Source organism: Clostridium zhoujianii, from assembly GCF_051590805.1.
Taxonomy (GTDB): Bacteria; Bacillota; Clostridia; order Clostridiales; family Clostridiaceae; genus Clostridium.
The window spans coordinates 2138165-2163002 of the sequence record NZ_JBPUTF010000001.1; the positions used below are offsets into that span (position 1 = coordinate 2138165).

The following is a 24838-nucleotide window of genomic DNA, read 5'->3' on the forward strand; positions in this document are numbered from 1 at the left end:
TAAAACAAAAATCTATAATAGTAAAAAGAGCAACTGATTTCTTCTCAGTTGCTCTTCCTAAATATCTACCAAATTAATTTTAATTCTTATTAATTATGCTCACTAATAAAATTAGCTAATGCCCCTATAAGGTTAGCATCTTTCCTGTGGGTACAGGTTCCTAGCTTAGGTTCTATTGTTTCTATATCTATCTTTTCTCTTAACTCTTTAATTTTTTCATCTATATTATGAATAAAATCTTCCCTATTGCTTATTGCTCCACCAAGTAAAATTATTTCAGGATCATAAATATGTTGAAGATTAAATATTCCCTTAGCAAGATTCTTATAGAAAATATCTATTACTTCTTTACAATATTCATCTCCATTTTCAGCAGCCTTAAATACTTTTTCTCCATCCCAAGAGTCATCCTTATAATGTTCTCTTACCTTTCTTACAAAGGACATTGTTGATGATGTTTCACTCCAATTTTTAGGTTCACCATCTATCTCTTCAACTATAATGTAGCCAAACTCTCCACCATATAAATGCTTTCCATGATGAATTTTCCCATCCTTTACTATAGCTCCACCTATACCTGTTCCGCACACTACAAAGAGCATATCCTCTACGTCCTTTGCTGCTCCTGAAAAGACTTCTGCCAAAGCAGCACAATTTGCATCATTTTCAATACTTACAGGTAAGTTAAATCTATTTTTAAATACCTCTTTCCAGTTAGGTCCATGTATACATGGTAATGCACTACCGCCACCTACAATTCCTGTTTTTACATTAACTGCACCAGGTGAACTTATTGCTATTCCTTCAATTACATATTCTTTTTTTACTTCATCAATCCAACAAAAAATATTATTTGAAAGTTCCTCAAAAGTATCTGCTACCTCTACACTTCCCCTTGAAAATAAATTTCCATCCTTATCTGCCACAGCAACCTTTATTGATGTACCACCAATATCTATACATGCATACATATAATAACCTCCCTATTCTTTATTGAATACCTTTTCTGTAGAAACCCATTTTTCTAATACATCTCTGTATTTTCTCACATAATAATAATGTATTAAGTCTATTTGAATTAATATAGGAATCTGAGCCGATATTAACCCTGTTGACTCCTCTCCTGAAAGATTTGCAGTTAATAAAGTAACCTCTGAATTCTCTACAACCTTGGAGTTTGGATTTCCTGTTATTGATATAACTTTAACTTCCTTTTCCTTTAATATCTCAGAATATTTTTCTAATTTCTTGTTCCCTCTTAATGTGAAAATAAATGCTAAATCGCCTTTTTGTAATACTGCACATGCCATCTCTATAGCATCTTTATCATAAATTACCTCTACGATTTTTCCCATTCTTGAAAATCTAAATTTAAAATCCTGGGCTGCTGTAGCACTCAATCCTAATGCAAATATATGCATAAACCTGTTTTCATGAATATATTCACATATCTTTTCAATTTTTTCTATTTCAAAGGAATTATCTATATAGCTAAATATTTTAAAATAATCACTTTGAAGATCAATAGATATATTATTTATATCTACCTTATCATTCTCCTTTAAATGTTCAGCATATATATAAATTAATTCCTTATAATTATTTAAACCTATCTTTTTACAAAACCTTGTTATAGAAGCTGGTGAAACGCATAGTTCCTGTGATAATTCCTTTATTGGTATAGCTGGCTTATTAGATAAGAAGTAATCTGCAATCTGTTCTTCTACATATGTAAAGCTCATTTTCGCATGAGTTATTCTTAATATTATCTCTTTTTTCATAACTACCTCCAGAATTATTCTTTTACTTAAACTTTAATACCTTTCACCACTTCTTCTAATTATATATTTATTTTAATTGTTCTTACTTCACCTTTTTTAAAGGCTTCTAGTTTTATTGGTCCATTAATTATTTTCTCTTCTGAAATAGACTTATTATTCATATTTACCAATTGATAGCTCTTTCCATTATTTATTTCTATATAACCTGGATTACTATTTTCATCATTATAGTTTAATAATCTAATTGAATATGAATTTTTATCAATAGGTATTATTGATGTTGCTACTATCTTGTTTAGTCCATCTAAATTAATAATATTTTTAACTGGATTAACACTATCCCTTAGTGGATGCATTACAAAGTATTTAAGAGTATTTGTAAATCTATTAATCTCTTGAACTTGATAGTTTGGAATACTTATGGCATATTTCTTCCATAGAGCATTAATATAAGATTCTTCTATTTTATCGTCTAATTTAATAGCAAACTTAAACTTTAATTTTCCCTTTAGCTGACTATCTGGAGTTTCCACATACTTAAATTCGTTTCCTGAAGCAATTCCTGGTCTCCTAATTAAATCTGGTTTACCTAAAAATCCAACTGATCTAAATAGGGTAATTGCTATCTTAGAATTATCTAATATCTCATATTCTTTTATACCCTTTGTTAATATTACTGCTGATGAATTTTTATCTTCAATAGCTACAAAATGAAGCATTGGATAAATTGGTGATGGTTCTTCCTTCCATCCAAGTTCTCTCCAATCATCTAAATGCTTAGGAGTATTATCTCTTTTAATTACACCGAAAGCAGTATCAGCTAGACTTTTATGGCTATTAACATCTGTATTTAATATTAGCCTCATTCTATGATCTTCAGCATTATTATCTATTTCTAAGTGGCACTCTATAACTTCTTTATCTGATAATGAAATTTTAAGTTCATATGGTATTACAGTATTCTTATATTCCTTAGCTCTATCTTCTAAGTTACTAGGAATCATAATATTTCCTGTTACCTTTAATTCTTTATAAAGTTCTCCACGAATAGCTTCTACCTTTGCACCTTCAAAAGTAAAGCTATATCTAAAGTCCTCTTCCTTTATAGGTGGCGAATAATCATAAGTATCACCATCATCTCCACTATCTTCTATATGTAAGCAATCCTTTAATTCTTTATTTCTAGTCTTATCAAATATATTTATCTTACCATCTATAAACTTAACTTTATAAAAGTTATCTTCAATTTCACAATTATTACTTTTCTCATATGTTCTTTCTATATTATCAGTTTCAACTACCCTAAATACACTAATACTTAAAGGAGGTAGTTCACATTTAATAATAACCTTTGAAACATAGTAATATAAATCTTCGTTATATTCTTCTTCACTTCTCTTTATACTACCTGCATATTCCCTAGCTACATCCAATACTTGATATTCTACTTTATTTCCTTCAATATCTCTAATTTCAAAATTCTTATTCTTTGTTGTAATAAGAACCTTAGTATTCTCTTTTCTACTTGTACCTAATGTGTTGAATAAAATTAAATCATTTTCCTCTTTATTTTCCAAGGATTCACTAATTTTTCTTATTATATAGTCATGAGCAGAATAAGATAATTGATCTGCCTCAATAAGTCTTGATGTTATGCTTCTATTAGTTTTATCACTATTACAGCCACAAGCACTATCATGGGCATGATTCATAAGAAGCTTCTTCCATATTTCCTCTAACATTTCAACCTTAGGATCTATGCCTAAATTTTGAGCTATTACCATAAGTGGCTCTAATTGATGTATCAATCTTCTTTCAACTTTATCATTTAAGTATTTATGATCATATCTTGAAGAATAAATTGATCTATGTATTTTTGAATTAGAAGGGTTAACGAATTCTCCTTCAACCTCCTGTAAATCTTTCACCTTTTCTAACTGGTCGAAAAATTTGTCACAGCTACTTTCTACATATTCAAAATCCTTTGTTGTTCTATCTTGATAAAACTTAATTCTTTCCTTTAAGTTATAATCAACATATCTTTGGTCTCCACCAACTGGAAGTAAAATATCATCACATACTGATCCATCTAATATTGTATTTTCAACAGTTTCAACATCATCAGTATAAATTAAATTTCCTCCATAGAAATAGCCATTCTTAATATTGTAAACTAAAAGAGAGCTTCCATCCTCACTCTTCCAATTAAATTCTCTATTCGGACAAACATCCTTAGCTACACCTCTCCAGAATATACTTCTTTTTATATCGAAGCCATTCATAATCTTCGGTAAATCCTTTGTCTGTCCAAAGGAATCTGGAAGATATCCTATCTTCATACAATCTCCAAGGTTTGAAGCACTTTTTATTCCATAAAATAAATTTCTTACAATTGATTCACCATCTATGATTAATTCATCAGTTTGAGTGTACCAAGGTCCTATGATTAACTTTCCATCTTCAACTAATTTTTTTACTCTATTGTAGTTACTTGGAACAAATTTAAGATAATCTTCTAATATACTCATTTGCCCATCTAATAAATAATTCTCTAATACTCCATTTTCTAGTGCATCTATTACTTCATCCATATGATATATAAGCTGTATAATGGATTCATTTGAAGTAAAGTACCATTCATAATCCCAATGAGTGTGGGAATACACATGTATCTTCTTCATAAAACTTCTCCTTAATGTCAAAATTGATTAAAACTCCACTGGAGAGTTTACCCCATCCAGTGGACTATATATTAGAAATTTATTTTTGAAACTAAGTCATATAGTTTGTTACTATCTGTTTCTGTAATTACTGTATTTCTAAAATCATCATCTATTAATTTTGTAGCAATTTCACTTAAAATTCTTAAATGGTTGTCTGCTCCATCCTTTGGAATTGTTAAAGCAAAGGCAGTAGTGATTTTTTTACCATCAAGTGATTGCCATTCAATAGGATTCTTAAACTTTATTAGAAATACTCCTGGTCTAATTACTGTATCATTCTTACTATGAGGTATAGCTATACCATCATTAAATCCTGTAGTTACTTCATCTTCTCTTTCATGTAAGCCTTTATAATATTCATTTTCATCTTCTACAAAACCATGTTTTTTAGCTATAGATGCTATAAACTTAAAAGCTTCATCCTTAGTCTTTGAATTTTCATCTATATAGATGTGATCTGCTGCAAAGACAGGAATATCTTCATTTTCACTTTCAGTCTTTAATTCTAAAGAAGGTTCTATCTCTTCTACTTCAATAAATTCTTCTTCCTCTACCACTGGTTTTCTCCAGAATCCAATAATTAAAGCTGTAACTACTATACCTGCTGAAACACATAGTATCCAAGTAATAAATGGTATTGGTTGCTCAATATATCCAATAAATGCTCCAAGTGGTGAACCTATACCACCATAGAACTTACAACCAGTAAGACCAACTAAGCCACCTGCTAGTGCAGAACCTGCAACTGATGCTACTATCATTTGAACTGGATTAGATGCTGCAAATGGAATTGCACCTTCTGTTACACCTACCATACCCATACCAAAAGTAGAACTTGCTGATATTCTTTCATCCTTAGTAAATTTATTTTTAAATAACATAGATGCTAACCAAATACCAAGGGGTGCAACTGAAATAGCTGCTTGTGATGCTGTTTGTGGTACGAAGTTTGCATTTTCTATACCAAACTTAGCAACTGTGTCTGTAAATACTGCTGTACCAAATATAAGTGCTGTTTTATTAACTGGGCCACCAAAATCAAAACCAATCATTCCACCAATAACTGCTCCTATAATAAAAGGTGCTCCAGTGTAAGTATTACTTAAATATGTTAATCCATTATAAAGAGTATCCATTAAACCTGCGATTGGTCCACCAATCATATATGTAACTATTACCATTATTACTAATGTTGCTATTACTGGAATTATCATAATTGCAAGTAATGGCTGTACTATCTTTGGCCATTTTATTTTCTTTAAGCCTTTAACTAAATAACCAACTATAAATGCAACTAGGATTGCTGCTAAGAATCCACCACCAGTTTCTGTTCCTAAGAATTCTGGATCATTTGCCATATATGCACCTATCATAGCTGGTGCTATTGCTGGCTTATCTGCTATTGAATTAGCAACAAAACCTGCAAATAAAGGAATCATTAGCTTAAATCCAATTTGTCCTACTGCAAATAGTTTTGACATAAAGAATCCAATTTGAGTTGTTGTATCAAATCCCCAATTTACTACACGACCTAATTCATCCTTTTGGAATGCAAATATATTAGCAATTGCTAATAGTAAACCTGCTGCAATTACCATAGGTACCATATAAGAAATACCGCTCATAATATGAGTTACAAATTTATTCTCAGTCTTACCTAGGGTAACCTTTCCAACTTTAGTTCCCTTTGCTCCAAAAACTGTTGCTTCTTCATAAGCTCTTTCAATAAGATTTACTGGATCTTTAATTGCATCTATTGATTTTTTAACAAAAACTCTCTTACCTGCAAATCTCATTAAATCTACGTTTATATCTGCTGCTATTATTACTAAGTCAGCTTCTTCGATATCCTTTTCTGTTAATACATTCTCTGCTCCTATTGAGCCTTGAGTTTCAACCTTTACACTATAACCTTTTTTCTTCCCAGCCTTTGCTAAGCTTTCTGCTGCCATATAAGTATGGGCAATTCCTGCCGCGCATGCTGTAACTGCTACAATTTTTTTATTCATAAATTAATTACACCTCCTGAATACATTTACATTATGTCATCAAGAAGTAATATTGTAAACACTTTCACTTATTTTAGTGTTAACTATCAAAAATACAGTTTTCTTTGAAAATACTTTCACTAAAATTAAAAATTTTTGTAAAAAGAAAAGTGCTAACTATTAGGTTAGCACTTTCTTATCTATACTTTTATAGTTGTTTCCATAAAGTAGGAACTGTACCTGGTAACCATCCTTCATGTGAAGTATGCGCAAATGTACACTCATAAGTTTTACCTTCATAAGTTACCTTATCTCCCAACTTATAAGCTACACCTGATTTCCATGCTTGTTCTGATGGTATTGGTGGGGTTGTCCCCTCTTTAACTTCTACTATACAATTTGCAGAAGTTGCAGTTTTACCAGTAGCATCCTTAACTACTACTGAATAAGTGTAAGTTCCATATGTCTTATCAGTAAAATCTTTTTTAATAATTTGAGAATTTGACATTCCTGCTACTAATGAATCTTTAGCTATAGATTTACCATTTTCAAATAACTCATATGATGTTGCAGTATTATAACTTGGAACATCAATATTTAATGAATAATTCTTATCTGAAACTCCTAAAGATCTAACTGATGCTGCTTTTAATGTTAAAGCTTCAGGTTTTATTGCAGGTAATGCATCAAAATATGGTCTGTAAGCTTTAACAAATTCTTTATTATTAACAATATCCCAGTTGATTGACCAAGTCATTATTCCTCTTAAATTTGGATACTTTTCCCCTACCATTTTATACTTTCCGCCATATGACTCACCTTTAATTAAATAATTTAAAGCCTTAGTCATTTCTGCTGGAGCAATATATCCTGAATTAGGAGTTAATGTTCCCTTTTGTGATGCTGGTACTCCAATTACTACTTGCTCTTGCTTTAATGGAGCAAAGAAACTATTTTTTAAAGCTCTTGTATTAAATCCTTGTAATAGCATGTCTACCATAGCTACTTGGAAATCAGCTGTACCTTGATTGTATGTAGCACCATCAAGTGCCATGTTACCACCACAGTTATAATGTTGAACTTGTAAGAAATCTAACTCATCTCTTACAGCATCAATAAGTGGAAGGTAAGCTCCCCAATTTCCTGCATATCCAGTATTTCCCCCTTGAACATATGATAGTTCTGGAGCCATACTCACTATAAACTCTTCACCATATTTTTTATCTAACTCTTTAATAACCTTTATAAAGTTTACAATTTGAGGTGTAGTCGGATTCTTAAGATCTGTATCTCCTGCTGCAAGAATCATTCCACTTCCACCTTCAAGGTCAATATCTATTCCATTAAATCCAAACTTGTCTATTAAGCCTGTAACAGACTTCATAAATTTTTGTCTAGCTTCTTCAGTTGGAATTTGAATAGTTCCCTCTGCTCCACCTAGAGATAATACAACTTTTTTACCCTTACTTTGCAAATAAGCTACATCAGAAATAAATTCTTTTTCATCATATATTGGATGGAACTCAACCACTGCTCTATCTGTATATGATTCTCCAAAGGACACATTAATTACATCCCAAGCTGGATCAACATCTCTTAATTTAACCACAACAGACCCATTATCAAAATTATGCCAATATCCTACAAGTAATCTTCCATTACCTGCTATAGTACTACTTGCATTTACATTCAATGTTGGTATTAATGCCATTACCATAATTGTCGCAATAAAGACTGATAACATTTTCTTAATATTATTCCTCATAGCACTCTCTCCTCTTATTTACCCTAATTGATTTACCCATCCTTTGTTTATCATAATTTTAATAATATTGTATTGAGTAATTTTACGGCCTTTATTGTTAACATTTACACCCCCTCGCAAACTTTCCTCAATTTAAACCATTTCATATATATTTTTACATTATTTTTGTTATTTGTAAATAGATTTTTAAAAAATTCTGAATATTATGTTATTTTATTGTATTATTTAGATTAAATATAATAAAAAAGGTATTATGCAGATGAAAATCCACATAATACCTAATATTCTATATTAATTCATATTAAAATCTTCTTCTCTATACCCTAAACATACTACTAAAAATAAAACCTCTGCAAATTCAAATATCTTTTTCATATGAAATCAACTCCTTTTGTTATCTTATGAGTTAATTATATATTGATATCAATATTGCACATATTTATGTCGATTACTTTTAGCTTTCAATTTTGTAACTTAAATTTTTATCTATAAAATTTAATAATACTATTCTTATTTCCTCAATAGAGACAATAGTCTTAGGATTGGTATAGTTAATTCTATTAATATTAGAATTAATATAATCATTCTCTTTTAGAAATAAATAACTAGCTCTAAAATTTAAATCAAAGATAAATGCTAAATATGAAACCCACATATCCATAAAAGTTTTTCTATTAATATGTAAAATAGGCTCATGTTTTCTCACATTCTCTATTATATTTTCAGAAATCCCCTCTGCGCCAAGAACTTCTTCACTTATATCAAATAGAGTTTCAAATTTTTCAAATTTCTTAACTCTAAAATTATCTAACTTATCTGCATCTCTAATTAGCTTAATATGAAGCTCTTCTTTCTCATTATTTCCTTCAGGTATCTTAAACCTTGAATGATATTCAATAGCTTTTCTTATAATTTCATCATACTTAGAAGTTTCAATAAACTTACCTATTAATCCATCCTCAAAAAGTACCTTTACACCAAAAGAAGCATGGTCAAACTTATTATCATCAAAACTATTAAATTTCTTAAGTTGTTCAAACCTTCCTATATCATGAAGTAAGGCTATTAGCATTGCTAAATCAGTATCTTCCCTGCTTAACCCTTCATTTTTACAGATAAATTCTGCTGCTGCAACAACACCATATGTATGTACTAATTTTAATTTTATTTTATCATCAGAAGTGTCGTACTGAGAAATGTACTCCTTAAATGCAATTTTTCCTTTATTTAAATCAATCATATTTCCTCCAAAGTCTATGCTAATACGTTTATTATAATTTCTCACATAATAAAATGAAAGAGCTTATGTTAATTTTATAAATATAACATATTTATCGAAATATATTATTAAAAACAAGGTCAATTAATGGAAATAAGGCTACAGCAATTGTGTAGCCTTATTTTTATTATATTTCTTTCCACAAAGTAGGAACTGTTCCTGGTAACCATCCTTCATGAGAAGTATGTGCAAATATACACTCATAAGTTTTACCTTTATAAGTTACCTTATCTCCTAGTTTATACGATACACCTGACTTCCATTCATTATCTGATGGTATTGGTGGATCTACATCTCCTGATCCAATCTTTGCAGATACTCTTACTATATCAAATATGTCAATTATGCCATCACTATTAAGGTCATATTTAGCCCCATAACTAGCCTCACTTGAAGTAATATTATATTTTTCTGCTAATAATGCTACATCTAAAGAATCTACTTTCCCATCATTATTTATATCTTCTTTATTTTTATTTCCTGTCTCCTCTATAACTTCTACTACACAATTTGTTGAATTTGCAGTTTGCCCTGTAGCATCCTTAACTACTACTGAGTAAGTATAAGTTCCATATGGCTTATTGGTAAAATCCTTTTTGATAATCTGAGAAGTTGTCATTCCTACTACTAATGAATCTTTAGCTATAGATTTACCATTTTCAAATAGCTCATATGATGTTGCAGTATTATAACTTGGAACATCAATATTTAATGAATAATTCTTATCTGAAACTCCTAAAGATCTAACTGATGCTGCTTTTAATGTTAAAGCTTCAGGTTTTATTGCAGGTAATGCATCAAAATATGGTCTGTAAGCTTTAACAAATTCTTTATTATTAACAATATCCCAGTTTATTGACCAAGTCATTATACCTCTTAAATTAGGGTACTTTGCTCCTATCATTTTATATTGTCCGCCATAGCTTTGACCTTTAATTAAATAATTTAAAGCCTTTGTCATTTCAGCTGGTGGAATATATCCTGAATTAGGATTTAAAGTTCCCTTTTGTGATGCCGGTACCCCAATTACTACTTGCTCTTGCTTTAATGGAGCAAAGAAGCTATTTTTTAAAGCTCTTGTTTGAAATCCTTGTAGTAACATTTCTACCATAGCAACTTGGAAATCAGCTGTTCCTTGATTGTAGGTAAGTCCATCAAGGGCCATATTACCACCACAGTTATAATGTTGAACTTGTAAATAATCTAATTCATCTCTTACTGCATTAATAAGTGGAAGATATGCTCCCCAATTCCCTGCATATCCAGTGTTTCCACCTTGTACATATGATAATTCTGGAGCCATGCTTACTATGAAATCAGAACCATATTTTTTGTCTAACTCTTTAATAACCTTTGTAAAATTCACAATCTGAGGTGTAGTAGGATTATTAAGGTCTGTATCCCCCGCTGCAAGAATCATGCCGCTTCCACCTTCAAGGTCAATATCTATTCCATTGAAGCCAAACTTATCTATTAAACCTGTAACAGACTTCATAAATTTTTGTCTACCTTCTTCTGTTGGAATTTGAATAGTTCCTTCTGCTCCCCCTAAAGATAGTACAACTTTTTTACCTTTACTTTGTAAATATGCTACATCAGCTATGAATTCCTTTTCATCATACATTGGATGAAATTCCACTACTGATCTATCTGAATATGATTCACCAAAAGATACATTAATTACATCCCAAGCCGGATCAACATCTTTTAGTTTAACTACAACAGATCCATTATTAAAATTATGCCAATATCCTACAAGTAATCTTCCATTACCTGCTATAGTATCTGCTGCTTTTGTATTTACAGTTGGAATTACTGATATTACCATCATCCCTAGAATAAACATTGATAAGAATTTTTTAATCTTCTTTCCCATACTAATCCCTTCCTTTACATAATTCTATTAAATTACTTATCTCTTGTTTATCATATTTTTTTATATTTGTTTTCTAATTATATTTAGTATTAGTCAACTAATGTCTTAAGTTAGGTTTACATTCCCCCTTCATAAAATTCTTTATTTTTAATATATCATATATATTTTTACATTTATTATATATTATGTAAATATTTTTCTGATTAATATATAAATATTCTGCTAATATATATCATTTTGCTACTTTTAATTCTATAAATAAGTTTAATAGTTGATTGAATACTAAAAGACACTATGTATACTTCTTTCTACATAGTGCCTCTTGAATATAAACTTAATTTTTCATTGATTTTATTTTTATTCTCTCCAGAAAAAAAGGCATTGTGTAAATGATCTTTTACACAATGCCCTATCTTCTATATTAATTTTCTAAAAAAAACTCTTTAATTTAAGTTCCACAAAATGTTCTATATGGGGTATTTGAAGGCTCTGGTAATTTAGAATAATAATCTTGCCCTCTAGTATAAGAATATGGTTTTGAAAGAGCAGTTAAAAGTCTATCCATAACAGTCAAATCATCATTCTTAACAGCAGCTTCTAATGCTTCTTCTACACGATGATTTCTTGGAATTATTGAAGGATTATTCTTCTTCATAAGTTCCTTTGATTCTTCCTTAGACTCAGGCTGTCTTGATAATCTTTCCTGCCATAAAGTGTGCCACTTAGTAAACTCATCTGTACTAAAAATTTTACTACCTTCTCTAATATCAAGGGTTAATTGAGAAAATGTATTTGTATAGTCTGCCTTATATTCATACATCAAATTTAAAAGTTCTTCAATTAAAGCTTCATCTTCTGCTTCTTCATTAAATAAACCTAGTTTTAATCTCATTCCAGAAAGCCATTTGCTATTGTATAGCTTTATAAAATTAGAAACTTCATTTTGTGCTAGCTCTATAGCTTTATCTTGATCAAAATCTATAAGTGGAATTAATGTTTCTGCAAATCTTGCAATATTCCATGCTGCAAGATTAGGTTGATTTTCATAGGAATATCGTCCTTGTATATCAATAGAGCTAAATACAGTTTTAGGATCATATATATCCATAAATGCACATGGACCATAATCAATAGTTTCTCCACTAATGGTCATATTATCAGTATTCATAACGCCATGAATAAAACCTACTAATTGCCATTTTGCTATAAGTTCTGCTTGCCTTTTTATTACTTCTTGTAATAAAGCCAAATATTTATTTTCTTCCTTTGCTATATAAGGATAATGTCTATTTATAGTATAATCAGCTAATTCTTTAACTTCATGAACATTACCAAACCTTGCTGCAAATTGGAATGTTCCAACACGTATATGACTTGAAGCCACACGAGTTAAAACTGCACCAGGTAAATAGGTTTCACGTGCTATTTCTTCCCCAGTTTCAACTACAGCTAAACTACGAGTTGTAGGGATTCCAAGTCCATTCATTGCCTCACTTATAATGTATTCCCTCAGCATTGGACCTAGTGAAGCTTTACCATCTCCACCTCTTGAATATTTAGTTCTACCTGATCCCTTAAGCTGAATATCAACTCTTTCTCCATCTTTAGTTAAATGTTCTCCTATTAATATAGCTCTTCCATCACCTAACATATTAAAATGCCCAAATTGATGGCCTGCATAGGCTTGAGCAATTGGCATAGAACCTTCCGGAACCTTATTACCAGATAGTATATTTACTCCATCTTCACTTTTAAAAAATTCAGCATTTAATCCTAAATCATTTATTAACGAATAATTTAGTGCTACTAATTTAGGTGCTGGTACTTTACTTGGATTTTGTATACTGAAAAATATATCTGAAAGCTTTGAATAACTATTATCAAAGTTAAATCCTGTTTTTATTCTTTCTTTTTTATCTGTCATTTTATCTCCTCTCCTTATTCAAATTTCTTATATTCATTCTTTAAAAAATCATTTACTTATAACTTTTCAAATAACCTTTTATTTTTATCTTTTACTTTTAAGAACTTATTATACTAATAATATCTATTCTATATACCTATCTGTGATTTTGAAAATCCCTTAGTAAATATTAAATAATAATTATTATCGATATCTAATTATATCATACTTATCGTATTTTTTATCTGAGTTTATATAAAATAAAAACCCTTACTTATATTAAAATACAAGTAAGAGTTTTTATTATTTTAAGTTACTATGCCTCTATTCTACCTTTCATATAGATCAATGGTGCTCCCCATCTTACTAATCCATTATCAATTTTACCTTTTATAAGCTTATTCTCTGTAGGCATTCCATTATGATTTTCATCCATAAGATACATAACTGTATCTAAATTCTTGTTGTCAGCTTCATCTGTTTCTAAAATATATCCTCCTACTTTGTCTATTACTATTTTCCCCTCTACTTAATTATCTTATTGTACTTTAAATGAATAACTCTGCCGTTCATATTAACTATGCTCTATCCGTTCTTTATACCTACCCATGTATACATATATCCTATTTCAACACTTCATATGCAACATCAAAGTTAGCTATATTCTTCCACACATCACAGTTCCCTATAATAACTACTCTATATTTCCCTCTAGTTACTGCCACATTTAAAATATTTGGTTTAGATCCTGCCCAATTTGCCGCTGATACTCCAGTCATATTGTCACAACCTAATATTAAAATAACCTCATTAGCCTCTTTTCCTTGGAATGTATGTACTGTTCCACAAGATTTACTAATCCACCCTCTAATTAAATCTTTATTTAATTCAGGAAATTCTTCTTTAAGTTTTTCTTCCAATAATTCTTTTACACCTGAAATAACAGATGTGAAAGGAGAAATAATATACAAATCCGGAAAACCATTATTATCATTAAAGGCTTTTAATACTAGTTCTACTACTTTATCCCCTTCCTCTTTTATAAAGTGATTTTTATTCCCCACTTCCTTTCCCTTTATATCAATCCAGCTTGTAGTTAATGATAACTTTATTGAATCTAGCTTTTTTTCATTAGTTTGTTTAAACATTCTATTTTCATAAGCAATTCTATTAGAAATAGAGAACATAGGATCAATACACCTACGATGGACGATTAATGGACAACCTACCCATAAGCCATTTCTATATCCTCCATAAGGATTCAATTTATCAGCTAACTCCTGTACTGATAGCTCTTGTCTGAAATAAAAACCATTTATCCCCAGCTTCTTTATGAATTGTTTAGATAGCTCCCTCGAAGCGGTCACTACTGGTTCAACTTGTAATGGATCACCGACAATTATTGCTTTTTTTGTACGCCATAACGCCCCTAATGCTGATTGAGGAGTTGCTTGTCCTGATTCATCTATTATCAATGTTCCTATGGATTCTTTTTTTACATTTTTTAAGAATGATTGTACTGATGCAAAGGTTGTTGATATAACAGGTACTACTAAAAATAGAGTATTAAACACATCACTAAATGCTTCATCCATATCATCCTTTAAAAATTTATTTGACCACATGTTTACTAAACAGTTTAAGTTATTTTTTATAGCCTTAGAATTTAATATAAATGACTTATGTAACATTAATGCACTATAAAAGAGTTCTTCCCTTAATTTATCATATTCCTTATTTGTCCAAGGAGATTGTGTTTGAGATTCTTCATTATTTACTATATCTTTATAAAATTTTGCATCTGCATATGCTTTTCCAAATTGCTCTTCATATTTTTCTAACTTTTCACAACTATCATTATATTTTTCTTGTAAATCTTTACTTGACTCCATACACTTATTATACTCATTATTTATTTCTGCTCTTTCCTTATTTAATTTTTCAAAGTAACAATTCTCATCTACTAACTTTATATTAATGTCAGTATATTCACTTTTAAGCTCGTTTAATCTCAACATGGTTTTATCTTTCGTAAATAAAAACGGTAATATTCTTTTAATAAAGCTAATATTTTCATTCAATATTGCAATGTTCTTTTTAATAGATTCCTTATGTGTTTCAATTCTCATGATAGCTTCCGAAACATTTGCTACTAGAGTATCATGATTAGTTAACTTTAATCTTAACTCATCTATTCTTTCTTTGCTTTCTCCATACTCTTTCTTTATAACATAATTATCCTTAACGTCATTTAGTGCAATTTTTATTTTTTCTCTATACTTAGTAACTTTATTTAGTCTATCTTTAAAATTATCTCTAGCGTCTTCCCAATCAAGTTTTTTACTATTATCTTTATAATAATTCTGGAGATTAGCCTTTTTACCAAACCATAAGTTATTTTTAAACTCATCTATATTGGACTTTTTCCCTAATCGTGCAGAAATAAGTCCCCAACATTCTTCCCCAATAAGTTCAGTTGCTATATCAGAAAAGTATATTTCTTTATTACTTTCTATATTAAACAATCCAGTATTAGTTTCCTTTACATCTTCAGCTTTGGGTAAATCTTTCGAAATATTTTCTACAGCTGCATTATTATTAGATGCCACTAATATACCATAATCACAAAGATTTTCATCAACTTTATAATACTTCTTAAGAAATTCATTAGGAGGAAATTTAAAATTAGCCTCATTAAATGCATCATCTGGATTAGCATAGTTAGATAGTAAATTTGCCCTATCAACAATATACGAAGCTATAACTTCCTTTAATAAAGTTGTCTTTCCAGTACCTGGTGGTCCATTTACCGAAAAAATTTCTTCTCCGCTCTTTTTATTAGCTATCGCCATATTAATAGCAATTTGCTGCATAAGACTTGGACTATAAGGGGATGGCCATTTTCCTAACGGATACTTATCTGGACTTAGCCACTTCTGCATTTCTTCCACATCTGTATCGATTTCTATTCTCTTCGTATTTGTATCATTTAATCCATTAATATATCTTACTAATTTATCATTTGAGCTTATGCTATTTTTTATTAGCCTTATATCCTTTGTAAAGAAGCTGCTCATCATTTCATTAGAAGACTCATCCTCTCCTTCTCTCTTTTTTCCCCTAGGATTAATTATCCCTACATTGAAATTAGGATTTTCCACCTTTAATTCTAATCTTTTGGTAACCTCTGATAGAATGGAGTATAAACTTTCTCTATCTAAAGATTCTTTATTCTCCTTTAATACTTCATTAACTTCCTCATTAAACTTATTAGTCCCTTCTTCTGTAAGATTAACATCTAGAGTTTTTTCTCTTAATATTTTAGCAACTGCCCATACAAAAGTAGCAATAATAAATGTTCCTTCAACATAACTACCTTTTGAATCCACTTTGAATCCGCATATGCAAGATCTAGTATTTTCCCTTTCCATTAAAGTATCATCTAACTTAAGCTTTTCAAACATCTCTTTTAATAGTTTATCCGATTGTAATTCCCCTAAATAAACATCATATGCATCATAGTTTTTCTTTTTATTTTCCCATGGTAACAATGCCTTAGTATCTTTATTAATATTTATTGCATCATTATTTCTCTTTATTTGAGATGGTGCAAAAAATTCTATAGAATACCAATATTCTAATATGTTTTTTATATTTCTCATCAATTAACTCCTAGTAATTTTTATTAGTTTTATCTATATTTGTTTATATACACTTCGTTCCCTATTACCAACCTAGTTTTCTCTTGGTTAAAAGTTCATTTTCCTTGTATAATTATTAGTCTTTTACTTATCCTTTAACTTGTCAAACTCTCCGAAAATTAAACTACCAGCATTATCTCCATTTATTTCAAGTAGGCTTAAAACCCTAAAAATAACTCTCTCTAATCCCCAATAAGTGTCTTTATACCCTTCTTTAGGCGTGGATACAATATAATCATCTTCAATTTTTACAAAACTATGTCTTTCATCCCTCTCATCCGTTGGAAAGTAAAACCCCCAATGTTCTGTTGGAGAGATTCCATTATTCCAACTAGTAATATCTTCATATTCAAATTTAGATAAATAGCAATTTGGTTCTTCCTCAAAATTAAATTCCATAGTATATACAGGTCCATCACACCATCCATCCTCATCTTCTTGAAAATTCTCTTTTGCTTGATAAACCTTTATTAAACTCCTATATAACCATCCTGTAGGATTATTATCACTTCTCCTTCTTAAGAATTTACTACTGATAGGTATATATCCATAGTTATCAGCTACATTATCACAATAATTCATTAATTTTTCTATATTCTCGTAAGTTTTTACTACTACAGTAAATGCATTTTTTATATTCTCACTTGAATTCATAATATTTCCCACCTTCTACTACTAAATTACTATTATCAAAATTCATTATAAGTTCTCTATTTTCAAATTTATAATATACTTTGTCGTCGATTCTTAAGTTATCTACTTTAAAATTGAAATTCCCTATTTTACTATTAAACTTAAAATATAAGTTTTCATCTACCTCTTTATGTATTACGAAATCTTTAAATCTACAAAATCCTTTTCTTTTTAATAAATTTAAGATATCTAAAAGAATTACCTTTTCATATTGAGATAAAGCCTTACTTTCTTTTATATCATTTATCTTATTCATCATAGTTTGCCAACTTAAATAAGATAATTTAACATTCTTATCAATAATATTTCTATTCATAGTATCTATATATATTTGTTTTGCAGCAAGTTCTTGTGCAATAAATATAAGCATCGCCTTTGTTCCATTTCTTCTACTTATTCTCCCAAGTATTCTAGACTCTCTAGCAAGCTGATGATTGCTATCTTGTGTATTACATTTGCCATCATCAGAAGAAATACCGCTTAAATATTTAACCTCTATACCTATCGTAATTTCGGGTAAATATATAATACAGTCCAATTCCCCCTCTTCATCATATGGCCAAAATTCAACACATTCTGCCCAATAATCCATATTAATACTTCTTATATCCTCTGGAACATTACATTCTAGTAATAACTCTTTCATTACCTTATTAAACGAAATATATCGTAACGTTCCAAAAACATCTCCAGTTAGTTTGTCCTCTCGCCTATCATCTAAATTAGAACCAGTTCTACTTATTTTCCCACAAATTTCTGATATCATTATTTACCTACTTTCACCTTATAAATAATTAACCTACATAGTAACAAAATTAATCAACTCTCCTGTAAATAACAGTAAACTATGTGCACTATTTATTCAAGTTTAATAATATGTTTTTAATTAATGTATATAGAAAAACCTCAACTAATTAGATTAGTTGAGGTTTTCTAATGGGTAAAATATTAATATTTTAATTCACCTTTAGATATTTTAATGGCTATTTCCCTAAATCTATCATAAGAATAATCAAAAAAACTATAATTAGCATCACAGAAGAGGTAACCTTTGCCCTTACTACTTTCTCTATATCTCTTACATCCACCTCTACAAAGGGCTCTATACTTACATACTTCACATTTTTTATCCTTATTCGGAGAATTAATTATAAAGTTTTTAGCTAATTCTTTTTCATGGATTTCATCAAAGGATTCATTAATTATATTACCTATACTATATTTTTCATAAGTATAAAAATCACAAGGATAAACCTTCCCATCACTTTCAATTATATGCTGGCAAGAGCATACTCCCCTCATATCACAAGCTTCGTAATCATATCCTAAAAATAATCCAAGTATATTATCAAAATATCTTATGCTAACCATATTTCCTTTTGATATATCGTCATACCACATATCAAATAGTTTCTTTATATAGGCTTCATAATCTTTTGAAGTTAAATGAAAATTTAGGTTGTTATTATTCCAATCATCTAAAGCTTCAATAAATGGTATAAACTGAATATAATTAAAGTTATTCTTCCTTAAAAATTCATAACAGTTTTCTATTTTCTTACTTAGTGCCTGAGTAACTACAACAAGAATATTAAAATCAACCTTGTACTTTTTTAATAGTTCTATTCCCTTCATAACATCTTTAAAACTTCCATTATTAACATGATTTATCCTATTTAAATTATGTAATTCCTCACTTCCATCTAAAGATACACCAAGGAAAAATTTATTATCATAAAATAACTCTGCAAAGTCATGGTTAATCAGTGTTCCATTAGTTTGAAGCATAAAATTAAATTTAGTACTCTTTTCTTTCGTATATTCTATAAGCTTCTTATAAAATTCCAAACCAATGAGCATTGGTTCTCCCCCTTGGAAGCCCATACTACAAACTCCTCCATCACAGTATTCCTCAATTCTGTCTACTATGATTTCTAGACTTTCCTCACTCATAAATCCATAATCCATAACCTCTCTTTCCTCTGCTATTGAATTATAGAAGCAATACTTACATTTAAAATTGCATTTACTAGATGAGGGCTTTATCATAACTGTTAAATTTTTCTTCATTAGTAAACAACCTCTTTTCATACATAAAATAATATTTCTAATATAAATTAAAACTAAATAAACTTTATAATATTAAATATATTTATAAAGGTAAGCATACAAAGTACTAACATAAAGAAGTTCTCTGTTTTGCAATCATCCATTTTCTTCCCAACCTTACTTCCAACTATTCCTCCAAGTACTCCTCCACTACACATCAGCACTAAAAATATTAGATCAAACTCGGGAATATTCCCTGTTAATAATGTAGTTACTAAGCTTGTGACTTGAGAAAAGAAAATTATAAACAATGAATTTATAGTAGACTCCTTTGCACTCATAGATAGAAAATAGTATAGTAATGCAATATTTAATGGTCCTCCACCTATTCCTAAAAAGGAGGATATAACCCCTAAACTAATCCCCATTAAAATACAAATGCTTTTATTATTTATCTTTAAAGTGTTGATGTTACTTTTATTTTTAAAATAAAGGATTATTACAATGTTTATAATTAACAATATTATAGATTGTATCAATCCAACTATGTTCTCACTAGATAAATTATTTCTTATAATATCAAATAATACTTTTCCTATTACTCCACCAAAAGCAGATCCAATAGCCAGATAAAATGTAACACCATAATTAATATTTGTTCCACTTTTATTTTTTTTATTTCTTATCAATGAAGTTATAGTCATGGTTAAAACAGTGCATCCAGATAAAAAGCTTATTGTAGACACATTCATAATCCCAATGGAATCTAAAATGGGTTTTATTATAACCCCTCCACCTATTCCACTAATAGCTCCAACCAAAGATGCTAATAAGCTAATAAGAAATAGTGTTATACTCATTAAAGAATAAACTATCACAACTTATCTCCTCCTTAGTTTTTAAAATAAATAAAGGAGTATAATAAATTCACACTCCCTTAATTAATTTTATTTACCTAAACTTACATAATCATTTTTATCTTTAGAACTTGCTTCCCTGCACTCCTTCTTATTAACTTTCCACTCTTTCTTTATTGGAATTTCTCCTTGTAAAATAATATCTCCAGTATCCTTAAGGTGCTTTTCTAACTTTTCTGCTAGAGTATTCTTAACTTCAGAAAGTTCCTCATTATCAATAAGATTATTTCTTTCACCAATATCATAATACAAGTCAAATAATGCTTCTTTATATTTAACCTGCTTATCTAAATCATTCTTTACTAAATAGTCTTTTGAAAGTGACTCATCTATATTAGATTGATTTATTTTTAAATACTCTTCATCATAGTATCTTATATACTTATATCTCTTTGTCCTTATACAACGAATAGGTTCATAAGAAGTATGGAAGCTTACTTCTGCAAATACTTCATCTCTTGTTGGCGCCATTGGATCTTCAAAGGACTTAACAAATGATTTTCCTTCTAGATATTCTGGTTTATCTAACTTTAATAGATCACATAATGTTGGGAATACATCAATATGTGATACTAAATTATCTACAACCTGTCCTTTAGCTTTAGAATTTGGAACCCTCATTATTAAACTTACAGCTATTCCATTATCAAATAGAGTACATTTACTAAATGGGTTTGCTAATCCATGGTCAGTTGTAAACAAAATTATTGTATCTTCATATAATCCATTATCCTTTAAGCTTTGTATTACTTTTTCAAAGCATATATCAGCACTTTTTGCACTAGTCATATAACGAGCCTGATCTCTTCTAGTTTCAGGATTATTAGGTAAAGGATATGGTGGATTAACCATATTTTCATTAATTTCTTCATCAATAACATCAGGATATCTTCTATGGGTTGCATACATTCCATATGAAAGGAAGAATGGCTCTTTCTTATCATAATTATCTAACCACTTAGTTATCTTATCTGCATTTTCGCCATCCCAAATTGTTAAATCCTCTTGTCTGTAATTACTGTTATCACAAGTTAGATTCTCCTTATATCCAATCATTTCAGCTCCTGCTTCATGATCTAAATACCAACCTGCCTCATGTTGAATTCCAGATAGTACTGTATTATATCCATGATTATTTAAATAGTTAACTAAATGCTTACTATAATCAATAGAGAAACCACGTTGTGCAAGACCTAACATACCACTTTGATGTGGATAGGTGCTTGTAAGCAAGGCTGCTCTTGATGGAGAGCATGTAGGTGATACACAATAACTTTGAGTAAATAAAGTGGCATCCTCTGCAAACTTTTTTATATTTGGTGTAGGCACATCATAACCATAAGGGGATAATATCCTACCTGAATCATGTGTATGTATGTATAAAATGTTCATTTTTTTACTCCTTATATTACTACTTATTTGCTTCTACTTTTAGATTTAAGTATTTATCATATAATGTAGTTCCTCCCTTAGTGAAAAGGAACATAAAGATACAAAAAATACTTAGTCCATTAATTAACATTTGAATACTTCCAAAGAAGTTATTAACACTTAAGTTCAAGAAATCTATTAAGTATAAATGATTGGGATTTAATATTCCTCCTAATAAGAATATTACTAGTCCTTGTCTTATGAATATTTTAAAATGAGAAATGGAATTATTATCTTTGCTTATAAGGTCTAAATGCATAATTCTTTTACCTATAGTTCTTCCTTTATTAAATAGTGGGATAACTATTATTGCTACTATAGATACAGAAATAGCTATAATATCATACATTAATCTAAACTCCTTCGGTAACTCATTTAAAATTATGTAGTTTATACCAAGCTCAGTGTTGATTGCATAAAATGATATTACACTTGTAGATAAAATAATTGTTAAATAATCTATTATATAGGCAATTATTCTTGGAAACTTATTTTTCTTTACATTTAATACCTTACTCATCTTAAAAACTCCTCTACTTTACTTCTACAATTTCTTTTTCACCACATTGAACAATTTGATCTTCTTTTAAAATTTTAAAGCTAGCCTCTTCTTGAGCTAACACAATAACATCACAAGAAAGTACCTTATCCTTTATTCCTTCAAAGTCAACTTCCATTAATAAATCACCTTTTTTAACTTTTTGACCTACTTCACAAAAGGACTTGAATCCTTCTCCATTAAGATTTACTGTATCTAATCCAATGTGAATCAAGATGTCTGGACCATCCTCATTATTAATAAATATTGCATGAAGTGTTTTAAATACTAAGGTTACCTCCCCATCTATTGGAGATACTATCTTAGTATCCATTGGTTCTACAGCAAAGCCATCTCCTAAATCCCTATTTAAGATTGACTCATCTTTTACATTATCTAAATTTTTTAGTTTACCTTTCACAGGTGAAACAAACTTAAGCTTATTCTTTTTTAATATTGAAAACATACTTTTGCCCCTTTTCATATAGCTATAAGGCAAGGAAAAGTTAGCTAAAAATATATTCTCTTACTAGCTATGCTTGTCCATGCCCTTCATTTTTATAAATATACTAATTATTTAATGTTTCAAGATATTCGTCTATTTCTACACGTACTATATTAACTGATGGGCCATAAATAACTTGAAGGTTTTTTCCTCTAACTAAAGTATTATGAGCACCTGTTGCTTTTAATCCATCTAAGTTTACATCAGCAATTTTCTTTATATTAACTCTAAGCCTAGTTGCACAGTTATCTATATCTTCTATATTCTTAACTCCACCTAAAGCTTCAATAATAGCCTTAGCTTGTCCACTAGTATATCCAGATTTTAATGATGTTTCTGATTCCTCATTATCATCTTCACGACCTGGAGTTTTAGCATCTAGTTTGGATATTAAGAATCTATATATGAAGTAAGTAGCTATTGCAAATGGAATTCCTAAAATTATTACCCATATAAATCCTGTCTTTGAATTACCTTGGAATACCCCAAATAATAAGAATTCTATTAATCCTGCTGAGAATGTTGAACCTATTGTTACTCCTGTTACTGCAGTAGCTACAAAAGCTAATCCAAATATTACGGCTTCAGCTATAAATAGTATTGGACTTGCAAATAGTAGTGCAAATGAAATTGGTTCTGTAACACCTGTTATGAAACAAGTTAATGCTAAAGATAATAAGAATCCAAGAGTTTTCTTACGTCTCTTCTTATCTGGAATTTCATGATACATTGCTAAACATATAGCTGGCATTGTAAATAACATATGTATATAACGTCCACTGTTATAAAGGGCAATATTACCAAAGAATTTTGTTGTGTTAGGATCTGCTAATTGAGCTAAGAATATATTTTGCCATCCTTCTATTACTACTCCACCAACTTCTGCAACACCACCTGCTGCTGTAGTCCAGAATGGTAAATAGAATACATGATGTAATCCAAGAACATATAAAGTTCTTAACATTAATCCATAAATAAATGATCCAAATACACCTAATTGGGAAGCTACCTGACCAAATGATGCAATTGCATTACCAATAGCTGGCCATATAAAGAACATGATAACACCAAATACTCCACCAACTACTGTTGTAATTATAGGAACACTTCTAGATCCACCAAAGAATGATAAAACTTCTGGTAATCTTAACTTATAAAATTTATTATGTACCCATGATGTATATAAACCTGCTAATACACCACCAAAAACACCCATTTGTAATGTCATAATACCAAATTGAGCACCCTGTCCAAGAGATTTAGGATCTATCCCTGGTCCAGGTAATTGATTAGTAACCTTCAATAAAGCATTAATCGTAGTAATCAATACAAAGTAACCAACAACAGCTGCTAATCCTGCTGTTCCCTTGTCGGCCTTAGCTAGTCCTACTGCTATACCTACTGCAAATATAAGGGGTAGTGCATCAAATACACTTTTTCCAATAGCATTTAAGATTTGTAAAAATCCTTGTAATGCTGTGTTGGCAAGTATTGGATATGCTTCAAGGACCGAAGGATTAGTTAAGGCAGCAGCTATCCCTAAAAATAACCCTGTAACTGGTAAAATTGCAATGGGTAGTAATATAGCCTTACCTAACTTTTGTACTACCCCAAAGGACTTGTTGGCCAAATTGTTATCTTTTAAACTCATAATGAACCTCCTAAGTTTTTTATAAAAATTAACCCCTT

17 protein-coding genes are annotated in these 24838 nt (G+C 29.8%); all 17 read right to left on the reverse strand.

Annotated features, from left to right (window positions below):
- Positions 1-89: 89 nt before the first annotated feature.
- Complete coding sequence (locus tag ACSYT2_RS10215; RefSeq protein ID WP_438384692.1) at positions 90-971, reverse strand: ROK family protein; 882 nt, start codon at positions 969-971, stop codon at positions 90-92.
- A gap of 12 nt (positions 972-983) precedes the next feature.
- Positions 984-1781: a MurR/RpiR family transcriptional regulator gene (locus tag ACSYT2_RS10220; protein ID WP_430855119.1), complete on the reverse strand. Its 798-nt coding sequence runs from the start codon at positions 1779-1781 to the stop codon at positions 984-986.
- Between the two features lie 59 nt (positions 1782-1840).
- On the reverse strand, positions 1841-4462 hold the full coding sequence (locus tag ACSYT2_RS10225) for a glycoside hydrolase family 38 N-terminal domain-containing protein (RefSeq protein WP_438384693.1): 2622 nt from the start codon (positions 4460-4462) through the stop codon (positions 1841-1843).
- A 71-nt stretch (positions 4463-4533) separates the two neighbouring features.
- Positions 4534-6513: a fructose-specific PTS transporter subunit EIIC gene (locus ACSYT2_RS10230; protein ID WP_438384694.1), complete on the reverse strand. Its 1980-nt coding sequence runs from the start codon at positions 6511-6513 to the stop codon at positions 4534-4536.
- Positions 6514-6700: 187 nt separating this feature from the next.
- A complete protein-coding gene (locus ACSYT2_RS10235; RefSeq protein ID WP_438384695.1) occupies positions 6701-8257 on the reverse strand; it encodes a carbohydrate-binding protein in 1557 nt (518 codons plus the stop codon).
- Between the two features lie 454 nt (positions 8258-8711).
- Positions 8712-9497, reverse strand: a complete 786-nt coding sequence (locus ACSYT2_RS10240) for an HD domain-containing protein (protein WP_438384696.1) — start codon at positions 9495-9497, stop codon at positions 8712-8714.
- Positions 9498-9663: 166 nt separating this feature from the next.
- Positions 9664-11412 carry a carbohydrate-binding protein gene (locus ACSYT2_RS10245; RefSeq protein ID WP_438384697.1) on the reverse strand — a complete coding sequence of 583 codons (1749 nt, stop codon included), beginning with the start codon at positions 11410-11412 and terminating at the stop codon, positions 9664-9666.
- 448 nt (positions 11413-11860) lie between these two features.
- The gene (locus ACSYT2_RS10250) at positions 11861-13336 is read right to left on the reverse strand and encodes a protein adenylyltransferase SelO (protein WP_438384698.1); all 1476 of its coding nucleotides are present in this window, start codon (positions 13334-13336) and stop codon (positions 11861-11863) included.
- 602 nt (positions 13337-13938) lie between these two features.
- Positions 13939-16977, reverse strand: coding sequence for a DEAD/DEAH box helicase (locus tag ACSYT2_RS10255; protein ID WP_438384699.1), 3039 nt, complete (start codon positions 16975-16977; stop codon positions 13939-13941).
- Between the two features lie 123 nt (positions 16978-17100).
- Entirely contained in the window at positions 17101-17670 is a 570-nt protein-coding gene (locus ACSYT2_RS10260) for a hypothetical protein (RefSeq protein WP_438384700.1), read from the reverse strand.
- The gene (locus ACSYT2_RS10265; protein ID WP_438384701.1) at positions 17657-18475 is read right to left on the reverse strand and encodes a hypothetical protein; all 819 of its coding nucleotides are present in this window, start codon (positions 18473-18475) and stop codon (positions 17657-17659) included. The genes ACSYT2_RS10260 and ACSYT2_RS10265 overlap by 14 nt, the downstream gene beginning before the upstream one ends.
- A 182-nt stretch (positions 18476-18657) precedes the next feature.
- Complete coding sequence (locus ACSYT2_RS10270) at positions 18658-19779, reverse strand: radical SAM protein (protein ID WP_438384702.1); 1122 nt, start codon at positions 19777-19779, stop codon at positions 18658-18660.
- A gap of 53 nt (positions 19780-19832) precedes the next feature.
- Positions 19833-20636, reverse strand: coding sequence for a sulfite exporter TauE/SafE family protein (locus tag ACSYT2_RS10275; protein ID WP_430855132.1), 804 nt, complete (start codon positions 20634-20636; stop codon positions 19833-19835).
- Positions 20637-20705: 69 nt separating this feature from the next.
- Positions 20706-22067, reverse strand: a complete 1362-nt coding sequence (locus ACSYT2_RS10280) for a sulfatase family protein (RefSeq protein WP_438384703.1) — start codon at positions 22065-22067, stop codon at positions 20706-20708.
- A gap of 19 nt (positions 22068-22086) precedes the next feature.
- Entirely contained in the window at positions 22087-22626 is a 540-nt protein-coding gene (locus ACSYT2_RS10285) for an RDD family protein (RefSeq protein ID WP_438384704.1), read from the reverse strand.
- Between the two features lie 13 nt (positions 22627-22639).
- Entirely contained in the window at positions 22640-23110 is a 471-nt protein-coding gene (locus tag ACSYT2_RS10290; RefSeq protein WP_438384705.1) for a PTS sugar transporter subunit IIA, read from the reverse strand.
- A 103-nt stretch (positions 23111-23213) separates the two neighbouring features.
- Positions 23214-24800, reverse strand: a complete 1587-nt coding sequence (locus tag ACSYT2_RS10295) for a PTS transporter subunit EIIC (protein ID WP_438384706.1) — start codon at positions 24798-24800, stop codon at positions 23214-23216.
- Positions 24801-24838: the final 38 nt, after the last annotated feature.

Excerpts from the sequence above, each read along its gene's own strand:
- ACSYT2_RS10215 (WP_438384692.1), bottom strand. The coding sequence starts at position 971 with ATGTATGCATGTATAGATATTGGTGGTACATCAATAAAGGTTGCTGTG.
- ACSYT2_RS10220 (WP_430855119.1), bottom strand. The coding sequence starts at position 1,781 with ATGAAAAAAGAGATAATATTAAGAATAACTCATGCGAAAATGAGCTTT.
- ACSYT2_RS10225 (WP_438384693.1), bottom strand. The coding sequence starts at position 4,462 with ATGAAGAAGATACATGTGTATTCCCACACTCATTGGGATTATGAATGG.
- ACSYT2_RS10230 (WP_438384694.1), bottom strand. The coding sequence starts at position 6,513 with ATGAATAAAAAAATTGTAGCAGTTACAGCATGCGCGGCAGGAATTGCC.
- ACSYT2_RS10235 (WP_438384695.1), bottom strand. The coding sequence starts at position 8,257 with ATGAGGAATAATATTAAGAAAATGTTATCAGTCTTTATTGCGACAATT.
- ACSYT2_RS10240 (WP_438384696.1), bottom strand. The coding sequence starts at position 9,497 with ATGATTGATTTAAATAAAGGAAAAATTGCATTTAAGGAGTACATTTCT.
- ACSYT2_RS10245 (WP_438384697.1), bottom strand. The coding sequence starts at position 11,412 with ATGGGAAAGAAGATTAAAAAATTCTTATCAATGTTTATTCTAGGGATG.
- ACSYT2_RS10250 (WP_438384698.1), bottom strand. The coding sequence starts at position 13,336 with ATGACAGATAAAAAAGAAAGAATAAAAACAGGATTTAACTTTGATAAT.
- ACSYT2_RS10255 (WP_438384699.1), bottom strand. The coding sequence starts at position 16,977 with ATGAGAAATATAAAAAACATATTAGAATATTGGTATTCTATAGAATTT.
- ACSYT2_RS10260 (WP_438384700.1), bottom strand. The coding sequence starts at position 17,670 with ATGAATTCAAGTGAGAATATAAAAAATGCATTTACTGTAGTAGTAAAA.
- ACSYT2_RS10265 (WP_438384701.1), bottom strand. The coding sequence starts at position 18,475 with ATGATATCAGAAATTTGTGGGAAAATAAGTAGAACTGGTTCTAATTTA.
- ACSYT2_RS10270 (WP_438384702.1), bottom strand. The coding sequence starts at position 19,779 with ATGAAGAAAAATTTAACAGTTATGATAAAGCCCTCATCTAGTAAATGC.
- ACSYT2_RS10280 (WP_438384703.1), bottom strand. The coding sequence starts at position 22,067 with ATGAACATTTTATACATACATACACATGATTCAGGTAGGATATTATCC.
- ACSYT2_RS10285 (WP_438384704.1), bottom strand. The coding sequence starts at position 22,626 with ATGAGTAAGGTATTAAATGTAAAGAAAAATAAGTTTCCAAGAATAATT.
- ACSYT2_RS10290 (WP_438384705.1), bottom strand. The coding sequence starts at position 23,110 with ATGTTTTCAATATTAAAAAAGAATAAGCTTAAGTTTGTTTCACCTGTG.
- ACSYT2_RS10295 (WP_438384706.1), bottom strand. The coding sequence starts at position 24,800 with ATGAGTTTAAAAGATAACAATTTGGCCAACAAGTCCTTTGGGGTAGTA.